Source organism: Bacillus sp. EKM420B (genome assembly GCF_011065565.1).
Lineage (GTDB): Bacteria > Bacillota > Bacilli > Bacillales > Bacillaceae > Bacillus > Bacillus velezensis.
The window spans coordinates 287047-310513 of record NZ_JAAMNX010000001.1 but is presented as its reverse complement, the minus strand read 5'-3'; the positions used below and the strand labels follow the sequence as shown (position 1 = coordinate 310513).

26 protein-coding genes, 1 tRNA gene and 2 pseudogenes are annotated in these 23467 nt (G+C 41.2%); 15 read left to right on the top strand and 14 right to left on the bottom strand.

Annotation, left to right across the window (positions count from 1 at the left end; all coding sequences use genetic code 11):
- Positions 1 to 77: 77 nt before the first annotated feature.
- Positions 78 to 761, bottom strand: coding sequence for an HAD family hydrolase (locus G9F48_RS01705; protein ID WP_156735175.1), 684 nt, complete (start codon positions 759 to 761; stop codon positions 78 to 80).
- A 17-nt stretch (positions 762 to 778) separates the two neighbouring features.
- Complete coding sequence (locus G9F48_RS01700; protein WP_003154937.1) at positions 779 to 1540, bottom strand: DeoR/GlpR family DNA-binding transcription regulator; 762 nt, start codon at positions 1538 to 1540, stop codon at positions 779 to 781.
- Positions 1541 to 1792: 252 nt separating this feature from the next.
- Here G9F48_RS01700 and lacG point away from each other — a divergent pair, with 252 nt between their 5' ends.
- The 9 genes from lacG (at position 1793) to G9F48_RS01655 (ending at position 12436) form a co-directional block, all read left to right on the top strand.
- Positions 1793 to 3193 carry a 6-phospho-beta-galactosidase gene (gene lacG, locus G9F48_RS01695; protein WP_165408927.1) on the top strand — a complete coding sequence of 467 codons (1401 nt, stop codon included), beginning with the start codon at positions 1793 to 1795 and terminating at the stop codon, positions 3191 to 3193.
- Positions 3194 to 3255: 62 nt separating this feature from the next.
- Positions 3256 to 3570: a PTS lactose/cellobiose transporter subunit IIA gene (locus G9F48_RS01690; RefSeq protein WP_063636834.1), complete on the top strand. Its 315-nt coding sequence runs from the start codon at positions 3256 to 3258 to the stop codon at positions 3568 to 3570.
- Positions 3571 to 3581: 11 nt separating this feature from the next.
- A complete protein-coding gene (locus G9F48_RS01685) occupies positions 3582 to 5288 on the top strand; it encodes a PTS lactose transporter subunit IIBC (protein WP_165408926.1) in 1707 nt (568 codons plus the stop codon).
- 15 nt (positions 5289 to 5303) lie between these two features.
- Positions 5304 to 6473 (top strand): galactokinase, encoded by a 1170-nt coding sequence (locus G9F48_RS01680; protein ID WP_165408925.1) that lies wholly within the window; start codon positions 5304 to 5306, stop codon positions 6471 to 6473.
- Between the two features lie 3 nt (positions 6474 to 6476).
- Positions 6477 to 7469: a UDP-glucose 4-epimerase GalE gene (galE, locus tag G9F48_RS01675; protein WP_165408924.1), complete on the top strand. Its 993-nt coding sequence runs from the start codon at positions 6477 to 6479 to the stop codon at positions 7467 to 7469.
- 1 nt (position 7470) lies between these two features.
- On the top strand, positions 7471 to 8970 hold the full coding sequence (galT, locus tag G9F48_RS01670) for a UDP-glucose--hexose-1-phosphate uridylyltransferase (protein ID WP_165408923.1): 1500 nt from the start codon (positions 7471 to 7473) through the stop codon (positions 8968 to 8970).
- A 51-nt stretch (positions 8971 to 9021) separates the two neighbouring features.
- Positions 9022 to 10134, top strand: a complete 1113-nt coding sequence (locus tag G9F48_RS01665; protein ID WP_165408922.1) for a glycoside hydrolase family 53 protein — start codon at positions 9022 to 9024, stop codon at positions 10132 to 10134.
- 273 nt (positions 10135 to 10407) lie between these two features.
- Positions 10408 to 10881, top strand: a complete 474-nt coding sequence (locus tag G9F48_RS01660) for a MarR family transcriptional regulator (protein ID WP_070081651.1) — start codon at positions 10408 to 10410, stop codon at positions 10879 to 10881.
- Between the two features lie 142 nt (positions 10882 to 11023).
- Positions 11024 to 12436, top strand: a complete 1413-nt coding sequence (locus G9F48_RS01655; protein ID WP_165408921.1) for an MDR family MFS transporter — start codon at positions 11024 to 11026, stop codon at positions 12434 to 12436.
- 99 nt (positions 12437 to 12535) lie between these two features.
- On the opposite strand, the gene G9F48_RS01650 is transcribed toward G9F48_RS01655, so the two are convergent.
- The 3 genes from G9F48_RS01650 to G9F48_RS01640 form a co-directional block, all read right to left on the bottom strand.
- Positions 12536 to 12817: a putative quinol monooxygenase gene (locus G9F48_RS01650; RefSeq protein ID WP_077722075.1), complete on the bottom strand. Its 282-nt coding sequence runs from the start codon at positions 12815 to 12817 to the stop codon at positions 12536 to 12538.
- 110 nt (positions 12818 to 12927) lie between these two features.
- Positions 12928 to 13848: a class A beta-lactamase gene (gene bla / locus G9F48_RS01645; protein ID WP_101562909.1), complete on the bottom strand. Its 921-nt coding sequence runs from the start codon at positions 13846 to 13848 to the stop codon at positions 12928 to 12930.
- A gap of 344 nt (positions 13849 to 14192) precedes the next feature.
- Positions 14193 to 14555, bottom strand: a complete 363-nt coding sequence (locus G9F48_RS01640) for a hypothetical protein (RefSeq protein WP_165408920.1) — start codon at positions 14553 to 14555, stop codon at positions 14193 to 14195.
- Between the two features lie 945 nt (positions 14556 to 15500).
- On the opposite strand from G9F48_RS01640, the gene G9F48_RS01635 reads away from it, so the two are divergent.
- Positions 15501 to 15719, top strand: coding sequence for a hypothetical protein (locus G9F48_RS01635; RefSeq protein ID WP_160183194.1), 219 nt, complete (start codon positions 15501 to 15503; stop codon positions 15717 to 15719).
- A 13-nt stretch (positions 15720 to 15732) separates the two neighbouring features.
- On the opposite strand, the pseudogene G9F48_RS01630 reads toward G9F48_RS01635, so the two are convergent.
- From G9F48_RS01630 to G9F48_RS01595, 7 genes and pseudogenes are all read right to left on the bottom strand, one after another.
- Positions 15733 to 16100, bottom strand: a pseudogene (locus tag G9F48_RS01630) (UPF0715 family protein).
- Positions 16101 to 16158: 58 nt separating this feature from the next.
- On the bottom strand, positions 16159 to 16380 hold the full coding sequence (locus tag G9F48_RS01625) for a hypothetical protein (protein ID WP_165408919.1): 222 nt from the start codon (positions 16378 to 16380) through the stop codon (positions 16159 to 16161).
- A gap of 41 nt (positions 16381 to 16421) precedes the next feature.
- A complete protein-coding gene (locus G9F48_RS01620; protein WP_165408918.1) occupies positions 16422 to 17663 on the bottom strand; it encodes a hypothetical protein in 1242 nt (413 codons plus the stop codon).
- Positions 17664 to 17798: 135 nt separating this feature from the next.
- On the bottom strand, positions 17799 to 18002 hold the full coding sequence (locus G9F48_RS01615; RefSeq protein ID WP_095272808.1) for a helix-turn-helix domain-containing protein: 204 nt from the start codon (positions 18000 to 18002) through the stop codon (positions 17799 to 17801).
- Positions 18003 to 18096: 94 nt separating this feature from the next.
- The gene (locus G9F48_RS01610) at positions 18097 to 18240 is read right to left on the bottom strand and encodes a hypothetical protein (RefSeq protein ID WP_160182578.1); all 144 of its coding nucleotides are present in this window, start codon (positions 18238 to 18240) and stop codon (positions 18097 to 18099) included.
- A 1021-nt stretch (positions 18241 to 19261) separates the two neighbouring features.
- Complete coding sequence (locus G9F48_RS01600; protein WP_160182577.1) at positions 19262 to 20089, bottom strand: DUF3895 domain-containing protein; 828 nt, start codon at positions 20087 to 20089, stop codon at positions 19262 to 19264.
- A gap of 429 nt (positions 20090 to 20518) precedes the next feature.
- Positions 20519 to 20725 (bottom strand): hypothetical protein, encoded by a 207-nt coding sequence (locus tag G9F48_RS01595; protein WP_160182575.1) that lies wholly within the window; start codon positions 20723 to 20725, stop codon positions 20519 to 20521.
- 148 nt (positions 20726 to 20873) lie between these two features.
- Here G9F48_RS01595 and G9F48_RS01590 point away from each other — a divergent pair, with 148 nt between their 5' ends.
- The 4 genes from G9F48_RS01590 to G9F48_RS01575 all read left to right on the top strand — a co-directional run bounded on the left by G9F48_RS01590 (position 20874) and on the right by G9F48_RS01575 (position 22690).
- Positions 20874 to 21041: a phage holin gene (locus G9F48_RS01590; protein ID WP_160182574.1), complete on the top strand. Its 168-nt coding sequence runs from the start codon at positions 20874 to 20876 to the stop codon at positions 21039 to 21041.
- A gap of 328 nt (positions 21042 to 21369) precedes the next feature.
- On the top strand, positions 21370 to 21570 hold the full coding sequence (locus G9F48_RS01585; RefSeq protein ID WP_238785795.1) for a hypothetical protein: 201 nt from the start codon (positions 21370 to 21372) through the stop codon (positions 21568 to 21570).
- A gap of 225 nt (positions 21571 to 21795) precedes the next feature.
- On the top strand, positions 21796 to 22383 hold the full coding sequence (locus G9F48_RS01580) for a hypothetical protein (protein WP_160182573.1): 588 nt from the start codon (positions 21796 to 21798) through the stop codon (positions 22381 to 22383).
- Positions 22384 to 22423: 40 nt separating this feature from the next.
- Positions 22424 to 22690: a YgiT-type zinc finger protein gene (locus G9F48_RS01575; protein WP_160182572.1), complete on the top strand. Its 267-nt coding sequence runs from the start codon at positions 22424 to 22426 to the stop codon at positions 22688 to 22690.
- Positions 22691 to 22766: 76 nt separating this feature from the next.
- Here G9F48_RS01575 and G9F48_RS01570 read toward each other — a convergent pair.
- Positions 22767 to 23051, bottom strand: a pseudogene (locus G9F48_RS01570) (DinB/UmuC family translesion DNA polymerase); the annotation flags it as partial.
- On the opposite strand from G9F48_RS01570, the gene G9F48_RS01565 reads away from it, so the two are divergent.
- Positions 23044 to 23289, top strand: coding sequence for a tyrosine-type recombinase/integrase (locus tag G9F48_RS01565; protein WP_238785794.1), 246 nt, complete (start codon positions 23044 to 23046; stop codon positions 23287 to 23289). The pseudogene G9F48_RS01570 and the gene G9F48_RS01565 overlap by 8 nt on opposite strands.
- Before the next feature lie 61 nt (positions 23290 to 23350).
- On the opposite strand, the gene G9F48_RS01560 is transcribed toward G9F48_RS01565, so the two are convergent.
- Positions 23351 to 23423 (bottom strand) — tRNA-Val (locus G9F48_RS01560).
- Positions 23424 to 23467 lie beyond the last annotated feature (44 nt).

Here is a 23467-nt window from a genome sequence, read left to right as displayed (position 1 = left end):
AAACACAAAAACATCCCGTGTTGCGAACGGAGTCTGCAGCCTGTACAGCCATACCCGTGTGAAAACCGGCTGATCTCTCAAACAGAATGTCCGGCAATCACCTCAAAAAACGAGGTGAAATCTGTCAGTATCCCGTCACCCGCCAGCTGTTTTTCTTCAAATAGCGCGCGGTTTTTTCCGAGCGGGTCAATGGCCATAATCTTGCCCGCACCTGCTTTTTTTGCCGCTGTGAGCCCTGAAAAGGCATCTTCAATGACTAAGCATTCTTCAGGTTTGAGGCCTAATTTTTCCGATGCGATGAGAAAAATATCCGGCGCCGGTTTTCCGGGGAAGCTCCCGTCATCAAACGTGACTTTGTCAAAATCAAACCACCGATCCAAATGAAAGACGTCAAAGTAAAACTCGACATTTTCCTTTACCGTAGCCGTGGCGATGGTCATCGGCGTTTCCGATTTTTTCAGATGGTTCAATACGCCGGTCAGTCCCTTCGTCAGCTTTAACTCGTCTTTGTTTTCAAGGCATAATTCTCTGTAGTAGGCTTCTTTTTCAAAAGACAGCTTCTTGATTTCTTCATTTGTTAAATCGCCGGAAATAAAATACGTCAGGATTTCACTATTTGTTCTCCCGTGAATATTAACGAAAATGTCTTCATCAGAAATGGTTTTCGGCGCGTATTTTTTCACCATGAAAAACCATGCTTTTTCGTGCAGATGCGAATCTTGAAACATCGTGCCGTTGAAATCAAAAATAACCCCTTTCATCGAACCGCCCGCCTTTTTTATTTTTTTGCGATTTTGACATCTACATATTGCTCGTAATGAATTTGAACATCTTTCATGACTTTATCATCCGTAATCAGATAGTCCATATCGTGCAAGTTATAGAACACGTAAAAATCTTCCCGGTTGAATTTTTTATTATCCGCCAGCAAAAATTTCGTCCGCGAATTATTCAGCGCGATTTGGTGAGCTTCCCCTTCTTCAATGCTGTAAGAAGAAATCTCATCATTATGTATGCCGTTGGCGCTGATGAAAGCTTTCGTAAAATTGAATTTCTGCAGATTGCCGTTCACGATGGGGCCGACGAAGGCACCGGTATTTTTTCGGAAGTCGCCGCCAATCAGGATGGTATCCGCAGTGTCTCCATGCTTTAAAATATCAAATACGGGATAGTTGTTTGTGATAATCCGGATCCTCTTATGCAGCAGGTGTTTCGCTAAAAGTTCAATCGTCGTGCCGGGCCCTAAAAAAACGGTATCGCCGTCATTTACATAGGAAGCTGCGAGTTCCGCGATCTTCCCCTTCTCCTCCATTTGAACACCCAGTTTTTCATTATGCGATAATTCGTGATCAATGGAATAAGATATGCTCTGTGCGCCTCCGTGAATACGTACGATTTTTCCGGCCTTATCCAGCTCGTCCAGATCTCTTCTCACTGTCATATCAGAAACTTCCAGTTCATCGATAATATCACTCACCGTAATAAACCCCCGCGAGTTTACGATATCGATGATTTTTAAAAGCCGCTCTTTTTTTAACATGTTCAATCATCCCCTCAACTTTACACACAATCTAACATACTGCGGCAATCCGGTCAACAAAAACAAACACTAACAAACAACATAATTAACATGTAAAACAACGACAAACTTACATAACCCCTATAAACACAGATGTTATTTCTTTATGAAGCTATTGACAACAAAAATGTATGCGTTTACTATTAAACAAAAGATAACAATTACAAACATTAACAAACTACAATTCACACATTGGCGAAGGAGGATTCAGTAATGCTTAAATTACCTCATGACTTTATTTTCGGCGGAGCGACTGCGGCATATCAAGCGGAAGGCGCCACAAAAGAAGGCGGCAAAGGGCCTGTGGCCTGGGATGAATTTCTTGAAAAACAGGGAAGATTCAGCCCTGATCCGGCAAGTGATTTTTACCGCCAGTTTCCGGAAGATATTAAACTATGTGAAAAATTCGGAATAAACGGCATCCGCCTTTCTATAGCCTGGACGAGAATTTTTCCTGACGGCACGGGCAAAATCAATCAGGAAGGTGTGGATTACTATCATCGTATTTTCTCAGAGTGCCATAAACGCAACGTCACCCCTTTTGTCACGCTGCATCATTTCGATACACCGAAAGGATTATTTGATCAGGGAGATTTCCTCAACCGCGCTGCAATAGAAGCGTTCGTCAGCTATGCGGAGTTTTGCTTTAACGAATTCAGCGAAATCAGATATTGGAGCACGTTTAACGAAATTTATCCCACAGCCACCAACCAGTATTTACTCGGGGTTTTCCCGCCATCTATTAAAAGTGATATCACAAAAGTCATTCAATGCCTCCATCACATGATGGTAGCGCATGCGATGACCGTCAATCTTTTTAAAGACGGCGGTTATCCGGGTGAAATCGGGGTCGTCCACTCATTGGAAACAAAATATCCCGCCAGCGGCACAGAAGAAGACCGCCACGCCTGTTTTCTGGATGACGCGTTATCAGTGAGATTCCTCCTCGATGCCACCTACCTCGGCTATTATTCTGAGGAAACCATGCGTGCTCTGGATGAAATCTGTGAGGCAAACGGCGCTTCATACGAGTTTTCAGACAGTGACTTTGACGTGATGAAAAAAGCCTCGACGCGCAATGATTATCTCGGCATCAATCATTATCAATGCCATTTCGTCAAAGCGTACGACGGAGAAACCGTTATTCACCATAACGGAACGGGCGATAAGGGCACTTCGGTCTATAAAGTAAAAGGAATCGGCGAAAGAATTTACAAAGAAGGCCTGAAGCGGACCGATTGGGACTGGCTCATTTACCCTGAAGGCATGTATGACATGCTGATGCGCATCAAACGGGACTATCCGCAATATAACAAAATTTACATTACCGAAAACGGCATGGGCTATAAAGATGAGTTTGAAGACGGCATCATTATGGATAAGGCAAGGATCGACTACTTAAAAGTATATTTAGAAGCCGTCAGTAAAGCGATTACCGACGGAGTCAATGTAAAGGGGTACTTCTTATGGTCCTTAATGGATTTATTTTCATGGACCAACGGCTACAACAAACGTTACGGTCTTTTTTACGTCGACTTCGACACCCAAAAACGGTATCCGAAAGAATCGGCCTACTGGTACAAACTTGTAAGTGAAACAAAAACAATCATTTAACGATCATACATGGTGAAAAGAGTATCTTTTCATCATGTGTGCCATCTTTAGGAGGTTTTTTCATGACAAAGGAAGAATTGCAGATGCTCGGTTTTGAAATCGTTGCCTATGCCGGCGACGCCAGAAGCACTTTATTGAAAGTCCTGAAAGAAGTCCGTGGCGGAAACTTCGAAAACACGGAAGCAGCATTGAAAAGCGCCGATGAAAATTTAACCCTCGCCCACAATGCGCAAACGAAAATGTTAGCTGAAGAAGCTGACGGCAAGGACATGGAATTAGGGTTTATTTTCGTTCACGGTCAGGACCACTTGATGACAACCCTTTTGCTCCGTGATCTTATTCAGGATTTTATAGAACTCTACCGAAGCCGCCGATAAGGAGTGGAAAAATGAACGGTATCATCAAGCAAATCGAAAAGGGAAAACCGTTTTTTGAAAAAATCTCAAGAAACATTTATTTAGGTGCGATCCGCGACGGCTTCTTAACTGCCATGCCTGTTATTTTATTCGCCAGCATTTTCATCCTCACCGCCGCTGTGCCGGAAGTGTTGGGTTTCACTTGGCCTAAAAGTGTTTCTGAATGGCTTTGGAAAGTTTATAACTATTCAATGGGCGCCCTCGGCCTGATCGTTGCGGCAACAAGTGCGAAGTGCCTGAGTGAATCAATGAACCGAAAAATGCCGAAAAACAAAGGGATCAACCCCGTTTCAGCGATGCTTGCTTCAGTCGTCGGGTTTCTCATTTTAAGCGTCACTCAAATCGACGGCGGATTCTCCACGGAATATCTCGGCACAAAAGGTCTTTTAGCCGCTTTTGTATCCGCTTTCATAACGGTGAACGTTTACAGATTCTGCGTGCTGAAAAATATTACGATTAAAATGCCTAAAGAAGTGCCGGGTACCATTTCACAAACATTTAAAGATGTTTTTCCGTTCGCTTTTTCCGTTTTGGCCATGGTGATCGTTGATTTATTGATCAGGAATACGCTGAACGTATCTTTTGCAGAGGCTCTCTCCTCTCTCTTATCGCCGTTTTTTACCGCCGCAGACGGTTATCTCGGGATTTGTGTCATTTGGGGAATGATGGCGCTGTTCTGGTTTGTCGGCGTTCACGGACCATCTATTGTGGAGCCGGCCATCGCAGCTATTATTTACGCAAATGTGGAGGCGAACCTGCAGCTTCATAATGCCGGTGAGCAGGCGTCCAACGTGCTGACCGTCGGACTCGGGAACTTCGTCGGCACAATGGGAGGAACCGGCGCAACCCTTGTTGTTCCGTTTATCTTTCTGCTTTTCGCAAAATCCAAGCAATTGAAAGCAGTCGGAAAAGCATCCGCAGTTCCGGTGTCTTTCGCAGTAAACGAACCTCTTCTCTTTGCTGCGCCGATCATTTTAAATCCTTATTTTTTCATTCCGTTTGTTGTAACGCCGATGGTGAATGTCTGTCTGTTTAAATTTTTCGTGGATGTCATCGGAATGAACAGTTTTATGTATGTTCTTCCGTGGGCCACCCCGGCGCCCGCCGGCTTGATTCTCGGAACCGGCATGGGGCTCTCGGCTTTTGTTCTGACGGCTGTATTAATCATTGTCGATTTCCTGATATACCTGCCATTCTGTAAAGCTTATGACAAAGTATTAGCGGCGGAAGAAGCCCAACACACCGAGCCTGAAACCGCGCCGCAAAAATCCCGGGAGATACAGCCCGTAATAGCCGGCGCCTCAGAAGACGCGGCTTCCGTCATCAGCACAAATCTTCAGGAATCCTCAACCGCCTTGGAACACGGCACCAATGTGTTAGTGCTGTGCGCCGGAGCGGGAACGAGCGCCATGCTTGCGAACGCACTGACAGAAGGAGCCGAAGAATACAACGTGCCGATCACCGCCTCAGCAGGCGCCTACGGATCCCATTACGACATCATGAAAGACTTCGATATGATCATTTTGGCTCCGCAAGTCGGCTCTTATTATGATGACATTAAAGAAGATGCGGACCGCCTGCATGTGAAACTCATCGCAACGAAAGGAGCGGAATATATCAGCCTCACCAGAAATTCACAAAAAGCCATTCAGTTCATACTGGAGCATACCTCAAAATAGAATCGGAGGTTTATCATGGATACCAAACTTTTGAAATCAAGATTCGAAGACATTTTCAAGAGAAGTAACGGAGAACTGTTTTTCGCACCCGGCCGGATCAACCTGATCGGGGAACATACGGATTATATAGGCGGCCACGTTCTTCCATGCGCGATTACGATCGGAACATATGCCGTATGCGCAAAACGCGAAGATCACCAGATCCGGTTATACTCAGAAAACTTTCCTGACAGCGGCATTGTCTGCCTTGACCTTTCCGCCACAGCATACAAAAAAGAAGACGGCTGGGCCAATTATCCGAAGGGGATGATCCATTATCTTCTTGAAGCCGGCGGCCAAATAGACAGCGGAATGGATATTCTTTTTCACGGTACGATTCCAAACGGAGCCGGTTTAAGCTCCTCTGCTTCCATTGAAATGTTAACCGGTTCCATTTTAAGAAAGTTATTCAGCCTGGATGTTTTCGATACTGAACTGGCGCTTATCGGAAAAAGAGTCGAAAATGAATTTATCGGCGTGAATTCAGGGATTATGGATCAATTCGCAGTGCAAAAAGGCAAAAAGAACATGGCCATTCTATTAAACTGCGATAAGCTTGAGCACGAAATGATTCCGGCTGCTTTTAACGGATATAAAATCGTCATTATGAATACGAACAAGCGCCGGGAGCTGGCGGCTTCAAAGTATAATGAACGCCGCAGCGAATGCGACGCGGCTCTCACGGAACTGCGGCAATATCAAAATATCGCATCACTTGCGGAATTGACGGGAGAAGAATTCAACAAACTCGAACCCCTTCTCTCCTGTGAAACTTTGCGTAAAAGAGCCCGGCACGCGGTCAATGAAAACGAGCGGACCCTCTCAGCCGCGGAAGCTCTCAAATCGAATGATTTGAAAACGTTCGGGGAGCTGATGAATGCGTCCCACCGTTCGTTACGCGATGATTATGAAGTGACCGGTGACGAATTAGACGCACTCGCTGAAGCAGCCTGGAAAGAAGGAGCACTCGGAGCGCGGATGACGGGCGCGGGGTTCGGCGGCTGCGCCATAGCCATTGTGGAAAGTGAAGAAACTGCCGGCTTTATCCGGGCCGTTTCATCTCACTACCGCAGCATGACAGGTCTTGAAGCTTCTTTCTACATCGCGGATATAAGCGATGGCGCGGCTGAATGGAGGGAAAAATAAATCATGGCGATTCTCGTTCTCGGCGGAGCCGGCTATATCGGTTCTCATGCGGTTGATCAATTAGTAAACAAAGGATTTGAAACGATAGCTGTGGATAATCTCCAGACAGGCCACCGGAAAGCCGTTCATGAAAAAGCCGTTTTTTACCATGGAGATACCCGTGACAAACCGTTTCTTCGCTCTGTGTTTGCGAAGGAGAACGTAACAGGCGTTCTTCATTTTGCCGCTCAATCCCTTGTCGGCGAATCAATGAAAGACCCTCTTTCATATTTCAATAATAATGTGTACGGTACGCAAATTACGCTGGAGGTCATGCAGGAATTCGGGGTGAAACACATTGTGTTTTCTTCATCCGCCGCTGTTTACGGCGAACCTGAAAAAGCGCCCATCACAGAAGACATGCCGGAAAAGCCGGAAAGCGCATACGGCGAATCAAAACTCATGGCAGAAAAAATGCTGAAGTGGTGTGAAACCGCCTGCGGCATAAAATATGTCTCGCTTCGGTATTTTAACGTTGCCGGCGCGAAAACGGACGGTTCCATCGGAGAAGATCATCATCCGGAAACCCACCTTATCCCTATCCTTTTACAAACCGCGCTCGGTCAGCGCGAGGAGGTTTTGATATTCGGCACTGACTATGATACAAAAGACGGCACGTGCATTCGCGATTATGTTCATGTTTCCGATTTAATCGATGCCCATATTCTCGCTCTGGAATATTTGCAAAACGGCGGAGACAGCGGCATTTTCAATTTAGGATCAAGCAGCGGGTTTTCCGTATCAGAAATGGCGGAAGCGGTCCGGCAAGTGACCGAAAGAGACATAAAAGTAAGAGCGGCCGCAAGAAGACCCGGTGATCCAAGCGCCCTCATCGCTTCCAGCGATAAAGCGCGGAACATTCTCGGCTGGAATCCGAAACAAACGGACATATCGGAAATCATTGCGTCAGCATGGAATTGGCATCGGCATCATCCTAACGGATACAAGGACAAATGAAATGGAGGCGGCGGTCATTGACGTTTTTGAATCAGTGGCAGGGTTTCTGAAAGAAAGCACTGTCTTAGGCGACATAAATGAAACAGATGTGATTTACACAAGAAACAGACTTCTCGATCTGCTCGGACTGACGGATTATGCAGAACCGAAACATATCAAGAAACAAAACAGGCTTCACTATGTGGACGAAATGGTGAAAGACGCGGTAAAACGGTCAATCATAAACGATACGCCGGCTGAAAGAGACATGCTGGGAAGCAGGATCATGGACGTGATCACACCGGCCCCTTCTCTGATCAATGCCGCCTTCAGCGAATTGTTATCAGATTGCCCGAAAAAAGCAACAGATTATTTTTACCGACTGAGCCAAAAAAACGACTATATTAAGACGCGGGCCATTCGAAAAAATATCGTGTACCGCTCAATAACACCTTTTGGGGAATTGGACATCACCATTAATCTATCAAAACCGGAAAAAGACCCTAAAGACATCGCCGCGGTAAAAAACAGTCCGGAAAACCGGTATCCGAAATGCCTGCTCTGTATGGAAAACGAGGGGTATGCCGGAAAACCGCACCACCCCGCCCGTTCAAACCACCGCATCATCAGGCTTGACTTAGCGGGAGAACAGTGGGGTTTTCAATACTCTCCTTATGCGTATTACAGCGAGCATGCCATCTTTCTTTCAAGCGTGCACAAGCCGATGAACATCAGCCGCGACAGCTTCAGAAGGCTTCTGGCCATTACGGAAATCTTCCCGCATTATTTCGCGGGATCAAACGCAGACTTGCCGATCGTAGGAGGTTCCATTCTTTCTCACGATCATTATCAAGGCGGCGCCCATGAGTTTCCGATGGCAAAAGCGGGTTCCCTCTACCCTTTTCATCTGCGTCATTTTCCAGACGTTCAGGCCGAAACCGTAAAGTGGCCGGTATCAGTGATCCGCCTTCGCGCAAAAGATCCGGATTTGCTGACAGATGCCGCTGCGTATGTTTTTGAAAAGTGGCGGGAATATTCAGACGAAACCGTCAGCATCATCGCGAAGACAAATGAACCCCATAATACCGTCACCCCGATTGCCAGACGCAGGGGAACGGATTTTGAAATCGATCTCGCTCTCAGAAACAACCGCACCTCCGAAGATTATCCGGATGGCATTTTTCACCCGCATCAGGATGTCCATCACATCAAAAAAGAAAATATCGGTCTGATTGAAGTGATGGGGCTCGCCGTTTTACCTCCCCGCCTGAAAGATGAGCTGGCAGAAGTGAAAAAGTATTTACTGAATGAACCTCATGACATCAAAGACATTCATCTTCCGTGGGCTGAAAACATCAAAGCGGATAAAGACGTGACACCGGAAAATGCAGCCGCTGTTTTACAAAAAGAAACCGCGAATGTATTTTTACGCGCGCTGACCGATGCAGGCGTTTTTAAAATGACACCCGAAGGAATTCAGGCGTTTCAGCGTTTCACGACGTTATTGGAGAATGACAGCTGAAACATTCAGAGTGAAATCAATCAACAATCTTTTTTATCAGGAGGTATTGTGATGTTCAAAAACCGATTGAAACGTGTATTTGTAAACGCAATCTGTCTTTCTCTCATTTTCACCGCTTTTACATTTCTTGAGAAGTCTCCTAAAGCAAAAGCGGATGCCCCGTTTGCCTATGGCGCTGATATAGGATGGCTGAAACAAATGGAGGATGAAGGTGTGCGCTGGCTGGATGACGGCGGGAAACAGAAAGATGCCTTGCAGATTCTTAAAGATCACGGAATAAATGCCGTGAGACTGAGAGTGTTTGTGAATCCGCCAAGCAGCTATTATTGGCTGAAAGACGGCACAACATGGACCATGCTCGGCTATAGTGACAAAGCGGGCGTACTTGCGGCAGCCAAAAGGGCAAAAGCGTTAGGAATGAAAGTAATGGTTGACTTCCATTACAGTGATGTGTTCGCTGATCCCGGCCACCAGATCAAGCCGAACCAATGGACCAACTATTCAAACAGCCAGCTGCAGGCAGCCGTGTATAACCATACGTACGATGTCATGAAAGAACTTAAAAATCACGGCATCTCCCCTGATTGGGTGCAAGTAGGAAATGAAATGAATTCAGGAATTTTACTGCCCGACGGCAGCACGAGCGATTTCAGCAAATTGACCGGCTTACTGAACAAAGGCTATGACGCCGTGAAATCCGTCAGCCCGGCCACCAAGGTCATCAGCCATTTGGCACACGGCACGGACAACAGCCTATTCAGATGGTGGTTTGATCAATTCTTTAAAAACGGAGGAAAAACCGACATCATCGGCGTTTCGTTCTATCCCTATTGGGAAGGTAAGCCGTACTGGGAGCTCACCGGCCATTTATCATCTAATTTGAATGACATCGCCTCACGCTATAACAAGGAAGTCATGGTGGTTGAACTGGGCGGAGATGAAAATAATCCGAAAGATTCCTACTGGACCATAAAAGACACCATAAAACTGGTGAAAGCCGTTCCGAACGGCAAAGGAACCGGCGTATTTTACTGGGAACCCGAAGCTCACTCCAGCGTTCTGTCAGACGCGTATCCTTTAGGCGCAACCGCCAAAGTGTCTAAAAACGTCTTGAAATACACAACCGCAATTGACGCTTTTCATGACGCCGCAACAGAAAAATGATTTGATGCAATTCTAAAGCAGGCTCTTTTCGCAGCCTGCTTTTTTGTAAGGCTGCAGAGTTGGCCTGTTATGAAAAAGAGCAAGTAACGAATACGGAAAGAAACATACCCGAAAAACCACATTTCGGTTAAAAATAGGATACTTCTTCTGTTCCCCCTCCTTCTTATTTCTGCGCACTATCTCTCAGTTCCTAAATAATAACTTTACGATTGTTGAAAAAGAAACAAACATTTTATAATATTGTGTAAGCACCACCGAGCAGGAGGACGGGTCATGGACAAAAAAGAACAGCTCCTCACGGATTTCAGGGACTTTTTTAACAAGATGGTGTGGCTGAATAGGCTGAAGATGGAAGAAAGCCTTAAGGGGCATAAACCTTCTGAAGTGCATTGCATCGAATTCATCGAAAAAATTGAAGATGCCAATGTGACAAAACTTGCGGAGTCCCTTTATATGACAAGAGGCGCTATAAGTAAATTAACGAAGAAGCTTATCAATAAAGGCCTTATCGAAAGCTATCAGAAGCCGCTTAACAAGAAAGAAATCTATTTCAGGCTTACCGAGCAAGGAAAAGTCATTTATAAAATTCACGAGGAATTGCACAAAGAGTTTCAAGAACGGGACAAAATCGTGTTCGAACAAGTAACCGATGAACAATTTGACACAATGCTGAGCTTCGTGGAAACATACAGCAGGCATTTGGATTCAGAAATAAAGAAACTTGGTGCAGACATCAAATCGGAATAAATATGAATAAAACCATAGGCAGCCCCGCTCCATGAAAACGGGCTGCCTTTTTATATCCCTCTTATTGTTGACAAAGAAACAAAATCACTCTATTATTTTGTTGACAAGGAAACAAATACAGCAATTTTGAGAGGAGAATAATATGTCAACACATAAAAGAAAGGAACTTCGGCTGCCAAAAGAAGTTCTCACAGCCGCCTGGGCTATTGCACTGGGAGCAATTGCTCCAATGCTTGACTCTACGATGGTAAACATCGCCATCGCCAAACTGACCAAAGACTTCAACACGACATTGGATACCATTCAGTGGTCCGTTACAGGCTATATGTTAGCACTTGCGATTGCAGTACCCGTATCCGGCTGGCTTATGAATAAATATAACGGTAAGAAAATCTTCATCGGCTCAGTCATCGCCTTTGGTGTCATTTCTGTTTTTGCGGGAATGAGCCGTGACGTTTCCAGCTTCATCTTCTTCCGTTTGCTTCAAGGATTCAGCGCCGGCATTATCACTCCGCTTATGTCAACACTCTTGGTTAAAACGGCAGGTCCGGAAAACCTGGGAAAAGTGATGGCAATTGTCAGCACCCCTATGATCTTCGGCCCGATCTTAGGACCTGTCATCGGAGGCTTCATCGTCCAAGGCGCTTCATGGCATTGGATTTTTTACATCAACGTGTTCATCGTTTTGGTTGCCGCACCGCTTATGATGAAAACCATTCCAGACTTCGAACCATTCAACAAAGATCGTAAACTCGATATTTTCGGGATTATCAATTTGTCATTAATGAGCGCGGCATTGATGTACGGTATTACAAAAGCGGCGGATCATGCATCATTTAACAATAGCGACACCATTTTATGGGCGGGCATCGGTCTTGTTTCAGCAGCCATTTATCTTGTATATAATCTGATCAAGAAAAACCAAACCGTTCTGCCTATGAATTTGTTTGCAAACAAGAGCTTCTTAGCTTCTTCAATTGGGTTGTTCTTAGCGAATATTGCCATTATGGGGCCGATGTTAATACTTCCGCTGTTTTTTCAAAACATTCGTCAGTTCACGGCAGTCGGAGCAGCACTCGCTTTAATCCCTCAAGGAGTCGGAATGCTCGTGACTCGTCCGCTGATCGGAAAAATGATTGATAAGATCGGTGCGAAATACGTGGTTACGGTCAGTCTTGTTCTTTCGCTGATCGGATCTATCCCGCTTATTTTTATCACCGATAACACAAGTATGATTTGGATTTCCGTCGTATTATTTATCCGCGGCACCAGTTTTGGAGGAATTATGCTCCCATTAATGAGTGACGCTTATACAGGTCTTGACAGCAAACAGCTTCCGGAAGCAGGTGTCGGTATTCATATGATTGAAAACCTCGGTTCCAGCTTTGGGTCAGCTGTGATCGCAACCGTTACCGCAACTGTCATACAAGGATTGCAGCCAACGATTCCGAACAGTTTAAAAGGCTACCATGCCGGATTCTTAGTATCCGTCATCATCCTTGCGGCCATCTTCATTCCAAGTCTGTTCCTTACCCATAAAAAGACTGCGATATAAAGAACTTTTCAAAGTAAAAAACCCTTGCGCAGCAAGGGTTTTAATGAATGAAACTGATGATTGTTACCGGCAGAGTCAGCCAACAACAGACAAAGCCTTTTACTCACTCACATTGCTTTTCATTAACCATTCTACTTCCGTTAATTCTTGTTTTTGAACGTCTTTTGTGTGTTTTTTCGTAAAATGGACTTTAACAGCTTCTTCGTTTTCCCAAATCTCCCAAAGCATAATTTTGCGTTCTGATGGTTCAAGCGGATGAGCATGGAACTGAATACAGCCTTCTTCTTTGTTCGTTTCTTCCTCAAGTTTTTTGAATTCCTTCATTATTTCATTAAGGTCTTTATCACTGATGATTTTTAAGCATGCCGTTATGTAATGCATCGAAACTCCCCCTCTTCCCATCATTTTATGGCTTTACATTATAACATCGAAACCGGCATACCGCATTCTCAACATATAAAAAACCGTCCATAAAAAATGAACGGCAATGTTTATTTAAGATCATTAAGAGCGACTTTTGCAGCCTCAGCGATAAGAGCATTATGATAATCGGCATCTTCCGTAAATCGGTTTGACAGGATTGCCAAAACGATTGGAGCTCTGTCAGGCGGCCACACGATCGCAATGTCGTTTCGCGTCCCGTAACTTCCGGCTCCGGATTTATCGCCGACTTCCCATCCTGCAGGAGCGCCTGCCCGAATCAGTTCGTCGCCGGTAGCGTTGCCCCGCATCCAATCCGTTAAGATCGTGCGCTTGTCAGTCGTGAGAGTGTTACCTAAAGTGAACGCTTTAAGATCAGTTGCCAGTGCCTTTGCTGTGCTTGTGTCACGACGATCCCCGGGAATCGCAGAGTTTAGATCCGTCTCGAATCGATCCGCTTTCGTTACATGATCCCCGATCTGTTTCAGTGATTTTTCGAAACCTTTAGGGCCGCCAAGCTGCTGCAGCAATAGGTTCCCGGCGGTATTATCGCTGTAACGGACAGCGGCTTCTGAGATTTCTTTCAGGCTCATGCCTGTATCCAGGTGTTTTTCTGTGATTGGAGAATATGTAACTAAATCGTCTTTGCTGTAGCGGATGATGGCATTAAGTTTTTCATTTGAGCTTTTCTTCAGAACAGCAGCTGCGGCCAGAACTTTATAAGTTGATGCGTAAGCAAACCGTTCATTCGGCCGATAGGCGATTGTCTTGTTTGACCCCGTATCAATCGCATAAACCCCAAGCCTGGCATCAAATTTTTTCTCAAGCTGAACAAATTTTTGATTCGTTATACAGCTTGTCATTTTTGTGTTTTCTATAGACTTCGCTTCAGCATGCGCTGAGCCGAATAAAGGATTGAAACCGGTAAAGCTTAAACATAAAAGTCCAATGCATAGTCCAACTTGTATTCTCGTTTTATTTTTCACATCCAGACCTCCTCATTATAATGTTTTTGTATACATCTTCTAATTAACATTACAAACAGGATGAAAGTCAATATATTTCCTGTGAGATGTTGTCCATGACAGTTAGGAAATCAGCTGAAAATTTAATTAAAAACACCCCTGAATCTCTTCAATGGATACTGTTTCTTCCAGCAGATATTTCGAGAAGAACCCGTGTGATACAGCGTTTGATTTCTTGCCGGAGCCGCCCCGCAGCTCCACCCGAATTCATTTTGCCAGCTGGACCATGCGGCGGGCAGACGGCGCAACGGCCGCCGCTCCCGGAAGTAATACTGCTGATAGAATGATTGATTTGAATTGTTTTTTCATTTTTAATGCTCCTCCTGCTTTTTATATTCTGCGATTTCCTTAGGGGTAGCCTTTCGGACTCCGTCTGTGTCTGTCCTGTTTGCCACTTGAACGCCTTCCATGTTTTTTATCTCGCTGACGACTCCCAAATGCTCTAAATACACATGATCACCAATCTTGAAACGATTCAGTTTGGCCCGCTCCTCGGTCATGCTCCTGTATTCAGTCGCGGCTTTCATTTTTAATTCAGCCAGACACATTTGACAAAGGGTTACTGTTACAGAATTGCCGTTAAAATCAGTAAACGAAACCGATCTGACAGATTCCTTTTCCGGGTGCATCGTACATGTTTTCTTCATAGGTGAAGGCCGTGTAAATTTAATCATTCCGCTTCCTCCTCAAAAAGTCGCTTTTCCCTCTGACATAGCTCCGGATGAATGGGAAGTTCCATACCCCCGCATTCGAACTTTCACGACACATAGAGATTGCCTTTCCTTCGCCATCTGACGGATTTTCATACATCCTTCATATCTGTAAGCCTATATTCCTTTATATTCCCAATGCCCGCCGCATTTCCCTGTTATGATGAAGTTTTTAAAGCTGTTGACCAGTTGCCCAGGTTGATTCCATGCGAAAAGCGGTTTGACCGTCGTATCCTAATTCATTCGGGTGAATTTCAGCCCTCTAATATGTGTGTATGCTTTTCAAAGGAGGTGCGTCACATGATGTTCTAACAACCGATTCAACATGAACAAAGTGATTTAGTCGACAAAAAGATCGCCGATAGCAAAAAGAACGGTGAATCTAAAAACAATTGATCTTTCTGAATATGAATTGCTGGTCAACGCATGTTTCAAATTAATAAGATAAATAAAAATAGACCCCTTCACAGTTAATGGTGAGGGGGTTATTTAGTAAGTAGCCGATATTTTTATTGAACTCCAAATGTCTGCATCTCAATAGTGTCTGCAGATATACTTTTTCTAGTTTGAAATATTTAAGCACGGATAAGGTAACAACTGAATTAGAGATGCAAAGATGGATTGAAGAGGTGATGATTTTGCCGCCATGTTAATATACAAATATTTAATTAAAAAGGAAAAGAATAAAACTAAGGGTTAGATGTTTCAAATTAACGTACTTCAGAGCTATGGAGAAGAATCATAAAGTACTTGCTTAATTCAGATTCTTCGATTTTGTAAGTACCCTGCAAGAACCATTTTCTTTTGTTCTCCGCACCTTTTTATTCACACCCAGCAACTCGAGCAAGGTCGTCTTCTTCCTAAGTTATTAAAAAAGAGATGTGTTTTTTGGAATAACTACAAAACGCACTGGCCAAAAAGGCCTTGTATGATGACACGCCAATACGCGCATATTCACTGTTTAATCAAAATGAATTATTGTTGATTGTTGCGCGATTATTTGTTGCAGCCCTTTTATCATTAGTCGGAGTTAAAGCGATATTAAGCAAACAAAAACTGTCTGGATATTTACTGTTTGGAACAGCAGCTTTCTTACTCGTTGTAAACGGGGTGAAAATCATGATTTAATTTAATGTTTTAATTATAGGAATATTGAATCCCAGAACCAAAAAATTAACGCGGCTACAATACTCATAATGTAGTACTCAAGGCTTCTGAATACGGTAAGAACGTTTGGGGGATAATCAAAAAATCAGAACAAAAACACAGCTAAAAAGGCTACTGCAATATAAATTAAAAAATTGTTCAAATTGAATTTTCTAGGCCTTCTTCTTAGCCACACCAAAGAGACAGCAAACACCAAGTAAGTGATTAAAGCATAAAATCCTATGATGCCAATAGTGACTAATGCGATTGCCATAAAGCCAGAGTAAACAACATATACAGACCAAAGATTAGGCCATATGACAAACTAGAGATTATCAGAGTATAAACATAACTGTTTACCATTTTATTAGATAGCAAGTTTATCCTCCCGTCTTAGAAAAACCTATAACTTTGAAGAACTTTACTTAAGCCAAATAGCTTTAGCAGCATCTATTACTCTAGATTTTTCATCAAGATATACATATTTTCTATCCCACTCGCTCTTTCTCCAAGCCTCTTGGTTTGCAAATGATGGTTTAATTGGTTGTGGGTACTCGTCCTTTGACCAGCCGTCTTCAATATGATTCAACTTAGGGTCATTATCATCGTAATATTTATACCAACCAGTAATCATTTTTAACATTATTGTCCCACCTACTGCCCTTTAAGATCGTAGTTTGTCATTCATCTTTTTTTAAAAAGGCTGAGAATTTTTTTAAATATGTTGTCTTGTTTCCCTTTCAATTCACTTTTGGATTCTTTGCTTAACGGTTGTTCCTTTTGCTCTTTTTCATAGCTTTCAAATAAAATGCCTTCTTGATCCTTCCATCCCCCTGTTTTCTTTGGTTGCAAATCGACAGGAGTATTTGAGATTTCATATGTTTCATTTTTCATATTATCTTTATTATCATTTTCTTTATTTTCAACCACAAACGTTGCCTTACTCTTTTTATTGTCAAATGTCTTATTATCATTTCTTACAATTATTTTTGATGGATCATTTTTTATGTTACTTGTTTTCGGTTCATATTCGTAAATTCTATATTTAATGTCTATATCTTTCACTAATACTCTAATAATGTTACTGTCTTTATAATTACCTAAGAAAGAACCCTTTACAATAGCCATTTTTCGACTTTCTTTATTTCTATCCTTAATCCAATTTAAAAGAAACTTTAATGTCCTCTCGAAGCCAGATTTCCCATTACCTCGTTGAACTAGCATTATACGCTTAGTATCTTTTTGTTTATTTGCAGTTGGATACAAATAAACATATCCCTTATTTTCTAGGGTACCAATATCTCGAATATCAAGGAACCCTTCAACTAAAAAAGTATTCCCAGAAGCCATATCAGTCCAAGCTTTGTTATAGTCATCAATAGAGTAATATTGATTATTTGCTTTCAATTGACTCTTTACATAATTGATTACTTCACGGTTACTGCAGTTTAAAAATTCAACGAAATCAGTCACAAACCTTATGTACTCTACATTTATTCCTACAGTAGGTTTCCTAAGAGTATTTTTCAGACCACTTCGGTAATTGTGATTCTTTTTCTCATCTCTACCGAAATTCGATACTCCTTGTTTTATAGGTGAAAAGATATCGCTGTTATCAATTTTTATGACAGTTTTCTCTTCTCTAGATTTCCCTTTTATTCTTTCTCTTAAGGGTATATATGGTGTGCTATATCCGCAATCCAAAGCATGTTCTTCTCCTGGTAATAGAGAGAAAAATCCCTCTTTACGATTGACTACCTTTAGCTTTGCATGGCATTTAGATTTGAAATAGTTTTTGCAATAAAGTGTATAACCTATCTCTTTCTTAATATCTCTTTTGATTAATGCTTCCTTTGGATCTATCGGCTTTGCTTTTCCATTTTTCATATAAATTGCATCATACATAGAGTCACTACTTTGCCCCATATCCACCCTCCGTTTCCCTAAACAACATGGATTCTATATAAAAGAATGATTTTATGTACACCTAGAAAATTTGTAGTAATTTACTTTTGTTGTAAATTTAGCATATAACGATCACTTTAAGTGTTCGATATCTTTTTAATCTTTTTTGTAAATCAACAGCTCATGCAGCTCAATGTCTAAATATGTACAGACTTTATCAAGCAGATCCCTTGGATACCGCTCCATTTCATCATGATAAAGCTTCCTAACTGTGTTAAAACCATGGTCAATATCATTGGACAGCTTTCGAATACTGATATTCCTTTCGTCTATTATCGGCTTTAAATTTGATTTAATCAATTTAACTACCCCACATTCATTATGTATGATCACTTTAAATTATCATCATATACATAAAAAAGGTCAAGGATATACCTTGACTATGTTTTAAAGCTTACCAATCTTCATCCGGCTCATCATGTTCGAATCCATAAAAGCCTTTAATCCGGACGTCACCGTAGCCGGCTCCTTTAGTGATACTTAAGTAATGGTTTCTGTTTGCGTCTCCATCCACCTTATCTGTTGAGCTCAGGTTCAATTGATTACCCGTGAAATTCTTTTCACTCTGCCAGTGTTATTCTCTGCAGTTTAAAATTCAATGTGCACCCTTCAGCATTGTAGATGGTGAACCTGTATCCCAATTTAGTTGGCCAATATTCGAGATAGGTGTCATCAGCCATAAAAAAAGCCCGTTTCATTCTCTGTCATTTTAAAGTTGACCCTATGTTCATCTTTGGTAATTTTGGCCGAAACAGCTCCGCCTGCTCAAACACCAGGTTAAAAAGACTGTTGCAATACTCAAACCCAACTTTTTCTTATTCATTCCCCCTTCTTCCAAATTATACAACATTAAAAATGAAGAGGAGAGAAATAGTTAATATGAAATGGTGTTTTTATTATAAAGCCCGTCTTATTTGTTGTCTGCGTCAGTCATTATAAAAGTCTCTCATACTCTATATCAAAAGCATCTACAAACGCTTTTTTAGCTATGGCACTTGTGATAACTAAATCGTCTTCACTCGTTTTGTCTACTCTTCTAAAAACATTCTTTTGGCTAACTCCCCTATTCCATTTTCACTAACATCAATCATAAAATCCCTAAGTTCTTTTGTGTTCACTTTATAACCTCCTCAGCTTTCAATTTCTTTATGTAACCAAACAATCTATCCCCAACCTCTGTATCATGCCAACCCCAATCTTCAGCAAGAGATTTAATTTCTTCAGACAAAATCTTAGCAAATAGTTTGTATTTCAGAATTACTTGGCACTCTTCTATAAGCATCTACAAAACAGTCGTTTATTTGATCTTCCATGGCATTCAATTGATTAAACCTCCCTAAAATAATGTTTTATTTAATCTCAGCTTCAATTTGTACAAACTCTCCCAGTGGCTCACACATGCTACTTCGTACATACAGTCGTCATATGTATTGAGTAGCACAGTTGTATCCTCCTTTATTCCACCTTTCTCCAACATGGTTTGCAATGAATCAATTAATTGCTTTACGCTCATAGACATAAAATCATCCTCCATTTTTTAAATTTGAGTGTTTTCTTGATTAGTTGCCTTCGATAGTTTCAAGAAACATACAAACACATGGGAATATTTTCAGCTTCCCTGTAGAATACCGATACGCTGGGGCCACCTTGTTTTTAATTAAAAAATCACAGATAGTCTCTGGATTTTTAACACCACTATTATATAACTTTCGTATCATTTCTTTTTGAAAATCATTTAGAGAGGAAACTGTTGAAGTTATTTTTGACTGCTCATTATTTAACAAGATATTGTTTGATACTTCACGTGTATTTAAATTAACTGTCTTGTTTGCCGAGATGATCTTTTGATTAACTTCTTTTCTTAAAAAATTAACCTGTCTAGCCGATAAGGCTAGACCCATATCTAATTGTTTCTTAATATTGTCTGTTGTATTGAATTCAAAATCATTAGGAATATTAATCTCATATTCAATTGACCACTTCATTTTTGTTCTTTCTAATATTTCTGTTATTTCTTTTTCTATTAGATCAAATTCATCTTTTATTTGTTTGAAAACATGTTTCTTTAAAGAGATATGTTCTTCAAAATGACTTATTCCCAACCTTTTGATTTCTCCACCATTTTTGTTTTTTACGATGTATTGATATCTTAGGGGTCTTCCACACTCACATGGTGTGTTTTTGTTTACATAACCGTTGTCGATGTAGTCAATTAAGACCCATTCCTCTTTCAATTGCATATTCTCACTTGAAGCATTTTCAAGTCCTGCGGATACATAAGTTTTTTCCTTCTGAACCCTATTAAATGCTTCAACCTTTTTTGTTTTAACAAAGTCCACTAAATACTGTTTCTGCTCATCATTAAGAAATGAAGTTTCTTTAAACAAGTTCTCTCATCCCTCCATATAATTTTCGATTGATATGTACAAAAGTTGCTGAAAGCAGTATGTCCTAATCTGTTATAGTCATTTATCGTCTGTTCCCTTTATTATACAGTTTGATCATGTTAGATTAAACTGCGTTTTATTTTATGTCAGAACACTTGTATATATCCATCGATGCACCTGAATACACCCCACACCAATAATAAATTTCCTATTACATTCCTAGATTCTTCTTCATTGACTCCGATTACATATAAAAAGTTTTGCTTTATTTCCAACATCTTATAGTGAGTAGCACTATTATCAAAATCACAGTGTCCAGCAGTCTTGTTAATTGACTTTACTTTGTCATCAACTTTAAAATTCATTGAGCTCTCTCCCCTCTTCGCTTTAGTATCGGCTAACAAGTCCCTGTGAAATTGTTGGTTTTATCTAATTTAAAGGTATTAAGTTGTGAAGATCAACGCCCCAACGAGTTTCCCCTTCAAAACTTTTACCATCACTTCTTGAGATTATAGGTCGGTCTCCAAAAAAATTAGCACAGGCAACCACATAATATTCAGCAGTGATATCTATTATAGGAAGACCGCCACTTAAGATGAGATACCCATTTAATCTATTAACTTTGTATTCATCCATTGGCGATTCTCTCCATTCTGTTTAAAATTTTTAACCTTTAGCTTTCCAAACTTGCCAACCATTCGACTCAGAAAAGGAAGATTTTACTTTCTCCCAATCCCATTCAATATCTGCATAATTCTTTGCAGGTTTCTGACCTATTTTATGATTGAGACACCAGAGCTTTGGATACGATATTTCTGTGTTTAGTGATGATCTCACTGAGAAATTTAATGCACTGTTGGCATTTCTAACTGCCATGGGAATTGTAGTGGATTCAACCACTACAGGTATCTCAGATAGTGATCAAGCAATGGAATACACAGAACCAAAATAGCTTGGGGAGTTTATCTCCCCTTTTTTCATTTTTAATTAATGATTATTGATCATGCAAATAGGATCTGGATATATCGGGAGCCCAATGCTTGAGAAGTCAGAATCTAACCATGAAGTAATCCCTTCTCCACATGAGACATGGACGATTAAATATTCTTTCTATAAGTTCAGCTTTACAAATGATCAGGAATGCCACGTATCAATCAATGGTGGCGATCCTATCTATTTAAGAGCTGGACAAAGCTTTCAAATGGACGCTGATGATTCACCTATCACAAGCTTCAAGATTTCTGAGTCAGGAATAACATATAACTTTTTGGGGCGCATAAATGAGCTTCTTCAATCCAATGGATAATGTCTCAATTGTCACTGGGAAGTCTGCTTATGATATTGCTGTGGACAATGGTTTTTCAGGAACTGTAGAGGAGTGGTTAGCTTCACTAAAAGGTAAAAAAGGTAATACTGGTGCAAACGGAGCTAAAGGTGCTACCGCTCTACTGGTAAAGATGGAAAATCAGCATATGAATTAGCTGTTCAACAAGGTTTTCGGGAACATTAGATGAGTGGCTTGCCCACTAAAAGCAACGCCTAATTGATCACGTACCCTTCTCCCACGAGGAGGGTATTTTATATTGTCATACGTTTGCCATCTATTTGTGCGAATTCAAAATGACTACAAAACTTGTTTTTATTGTAATTTAATAAGGAATAATGTAGAATTATAGGCAATTAATGTCCTGTAGGGGGGGAGTTTCTTGCCAACTGAAAAAACAGATGAGTTTGATTTTGCATACATTGAAGACGTGTTCGTGCCCCAAATAGTTCAAACTAAAGATGGGGTTAGCTATGTTATTGAAACAGAAGACATAATCAATCTTACTGAAGAACAATTCAAGCAAGTGGAGAGTGAAGTGTTAAAAAGAACATCTTCCTCTGTTGAAGAAAAAGGCGTGGATATTAAAACATTAACTCATGAACAAATAGAGGCTATCTTAGGCGAGATTTTGAATATAGTAGGAGAGTCTGAAAACCCTTTTGCTGAAGGTTTAATAGATCTTAGTGCTCATGTAGAATTTGATCACATGAACAACCCAAGGTTATTAAAACATAGAGGTTGGTACCATGAGGACAATGATGAAATTAGAAAAGAAATAGAAAGTGCTGTGAAAGAAGCATTTGATGTAGAGAAAGCTAAATTAAAATTTAATCCAAAAACTAAAAAGACCAAGCCAACGTTTACTTTTACAATTCTAGGGTATAAACGAAATAAGGATAAAGGTAAATTATCGGTTGTTGTAATCAAGGATTCTGAGGACTCTGTTCTTGTAGTAACCATTTTATGATGGTATCATTGTGTAAAGACCCGAATGGGGAGGGGAAAATATGGCGACACTGACTGTATCAGCAAGTAAAGTTGGTGGTAGTATTAGACCTGCTGAAAAATTATGTGAATGTGGTGAAAGAGCACCTCTTGGTTACTTTAATAAAGTTGGGCGTTTTGGTGAGACCTTCGTGACGGTGAAGAATGTGCCAGTCTATAAGTGCTCAGAATGTGATGAAGAAATCGTCAGAGGCGCAGATTCATTAAAGTTTTTTGAAAAAACTAAAGAAGCAGTAAAAAAAGGATTAACTGAGATTGAATTTGAATAAATTTTCCCTACATAATTGCGTAATTTTTGAGCGCTACTCCCTATAGGAGTAGCTTTTTCATTTAATAACTACCTTTTTATGACTTATGTCCTCCTGTCAAACCTGCTCTGTATAACGCCGTACCCCCAGGTGTATATGAAACAGCTCGTAAGATCGTTTTAGATCCGTATTTATTTTTTATCCTGTCCATAACAAATCCAAGCTTTCTTCTCTTCTCATTATCCTTTTCAAACAGACTTAATTGTTGATTCACATCGTCTTCAATATTGGATAAAGTCACTGAAACACTTCGTACCTTTTTGCCTATATAGAATTTCTTAAAAAGCATCAAGCAATATCGATAAATATCCATTTTGATATTTTTAAAGCAGCTTGATTTACCTGATATCCCACTCCACAACCTTAGACACTCTCACGCATCCCTACTGTTAACAAAGTTTCATCCTAAAGTCGTTCAAGAAAGGTTAGGGCATAAGGATATCCAAGTTACACTTAACACCTACTCGCATTTAATGCCAAACATGCAAAAGGACGCTTCCACATTTATCAGTGGCATCTTACAAGGCAAACAAAAAAAGAGGAATCACATTAAATTGTGACTCCTCTTTTTTGTGACTCCAGTGTGACACGAGTAAGTGTCCAACACGTTGAAACCCTTGATGATTCCGACTGGGCTCGAACCAGCGACCTCTACCCTGTCAAGGTAGCGCTCTCCCAGCTGAGCTACGGAATCATGATATGTATGTGTTGCTGGGTATGTTGTTGTCTCTCTGACAT

Bases quoted from the DNA above. Each gene is read 5' to 3' on its own strand.
- G9F48_RS01680 (WP_165408925.1), top strand. From the start codon at position 5,304: ATGGATACCAAACTTTTGAAATCAAGATTCGAAGACATTTTCAAGAGA.
- G9F48_RS01595 (WP_160182575.1), bottom strand. From the start codon at position 20,725: ATGGATGAATACAAAGTTAATAGATTAAATGGGTATCTCATCTTAAGT.
- G9F48_RS01620 (WP_165408918.1), bottom strand. From the start codon at position 17,663: ATGGGGCAAAGTAGTGACTCTATGTATGATGCAATTTATATGAAAAAT.
- G9F48_RS01660 (WP_070081651.1), top strand. From the start codon at position 10,408: ATGGACAAAAAAGAACAGCTCCTCACGGATTTCAGGGACTTTTTTAAC.
- G9F48_RS01705 (WP_156735175.1), bottom strand. From the start codon at position 761: ATGAAAGGGGTTATTTTTGATTTCAACGGCACGATGTTTCAAGATTCG.
- lacG (WP_165408927.1), top strand. From the start codon at position 1,793: ATGCTTAAATTACCTCATGACTTTATTTTCGGCGGAGCGACTGCGGCA.
- G9F48_RS01640 (WP_165408920.1), bottom strand. From the start codon at position 14,555: ATGATTAAATTTACACGGCCTTCACCTATGAAGAAAACATGTACGATG.
- G9F48_RS01655 (WP_165408921.1), top strand. From the start codon at position 11,024: ATGTCAACACATAAAAGAAAGGAACTTCGGCTGCCAAAAGAAGTTCTC.
- galT (WP_165408923.1), top strand. From the start codon at position 7,471: ATGGAGGCGGCGGTCATTGACGTTTTTGAATCAGTGGCAGGGTTTCTG.
- G9F48_RS01650 (WP_077722075.1), bottom strand. From the start codon at position 12,817: ATGCATTACATAACGGCATGCTTAAAAATCATCAGTGATAAAGACCTT.
- G9F48_RS01700 (WP_003154937.1), bottom strand. From the start codon at position 1,540: ATGTTAAAAAAAGAGCGGCTTTTAAAAATCATCGATATCGTAAACTCG.
- G9F48_RS01685 (WP_165408926.1), top strand. From the start codon at position 3,582: ATGAACGGTATCATCAAGCAAATCGAAAAGGGAAAACCGTTTTTTGAA.
- G9F48_RS01575 (WP_160182572.1), top strand. From the start codon at position 22,424: ATGGCGACACTGACTGTATCAGCAAGTAAAGTTGGTGGTAGTATTAGA.
- galE (WP_165408924.1), top strand. From the start codon at position 6,477: ATGGCGATTCTCGTTCTCGGCGGAGCCGGCTATATCGGTTCTCATGCG.
- G9F48_RS01690 (WP_063636834.1), top strand. From the start codon at position 3,256: ATGACAAAGGAAGAATTGCAGATGCTCGGTTTTGAAATCGTTGCCTAT.
- G9F48_RS01665 (WP_165408922.1), top strand. From the start codon at position 9,022: ATGTTCAAAAACCGATTGAAACGTGTATTTGTAAACGCAATCTGTCTT.
- G9F48_RS01585 (WP_238785795.1), top strand. From the start codon at position 21,370: ATGAGCTTCTTCAATCCAATGGATAATGTCTCAATTGTCACTGGGAAG.
- G9F48_RS01625 (WP_165408919.1), bottom strand. From the start codon at position 16,380: ATGTTAAAAATGATTACTGGTTGGTATAAATATTACGATGATAATGAC.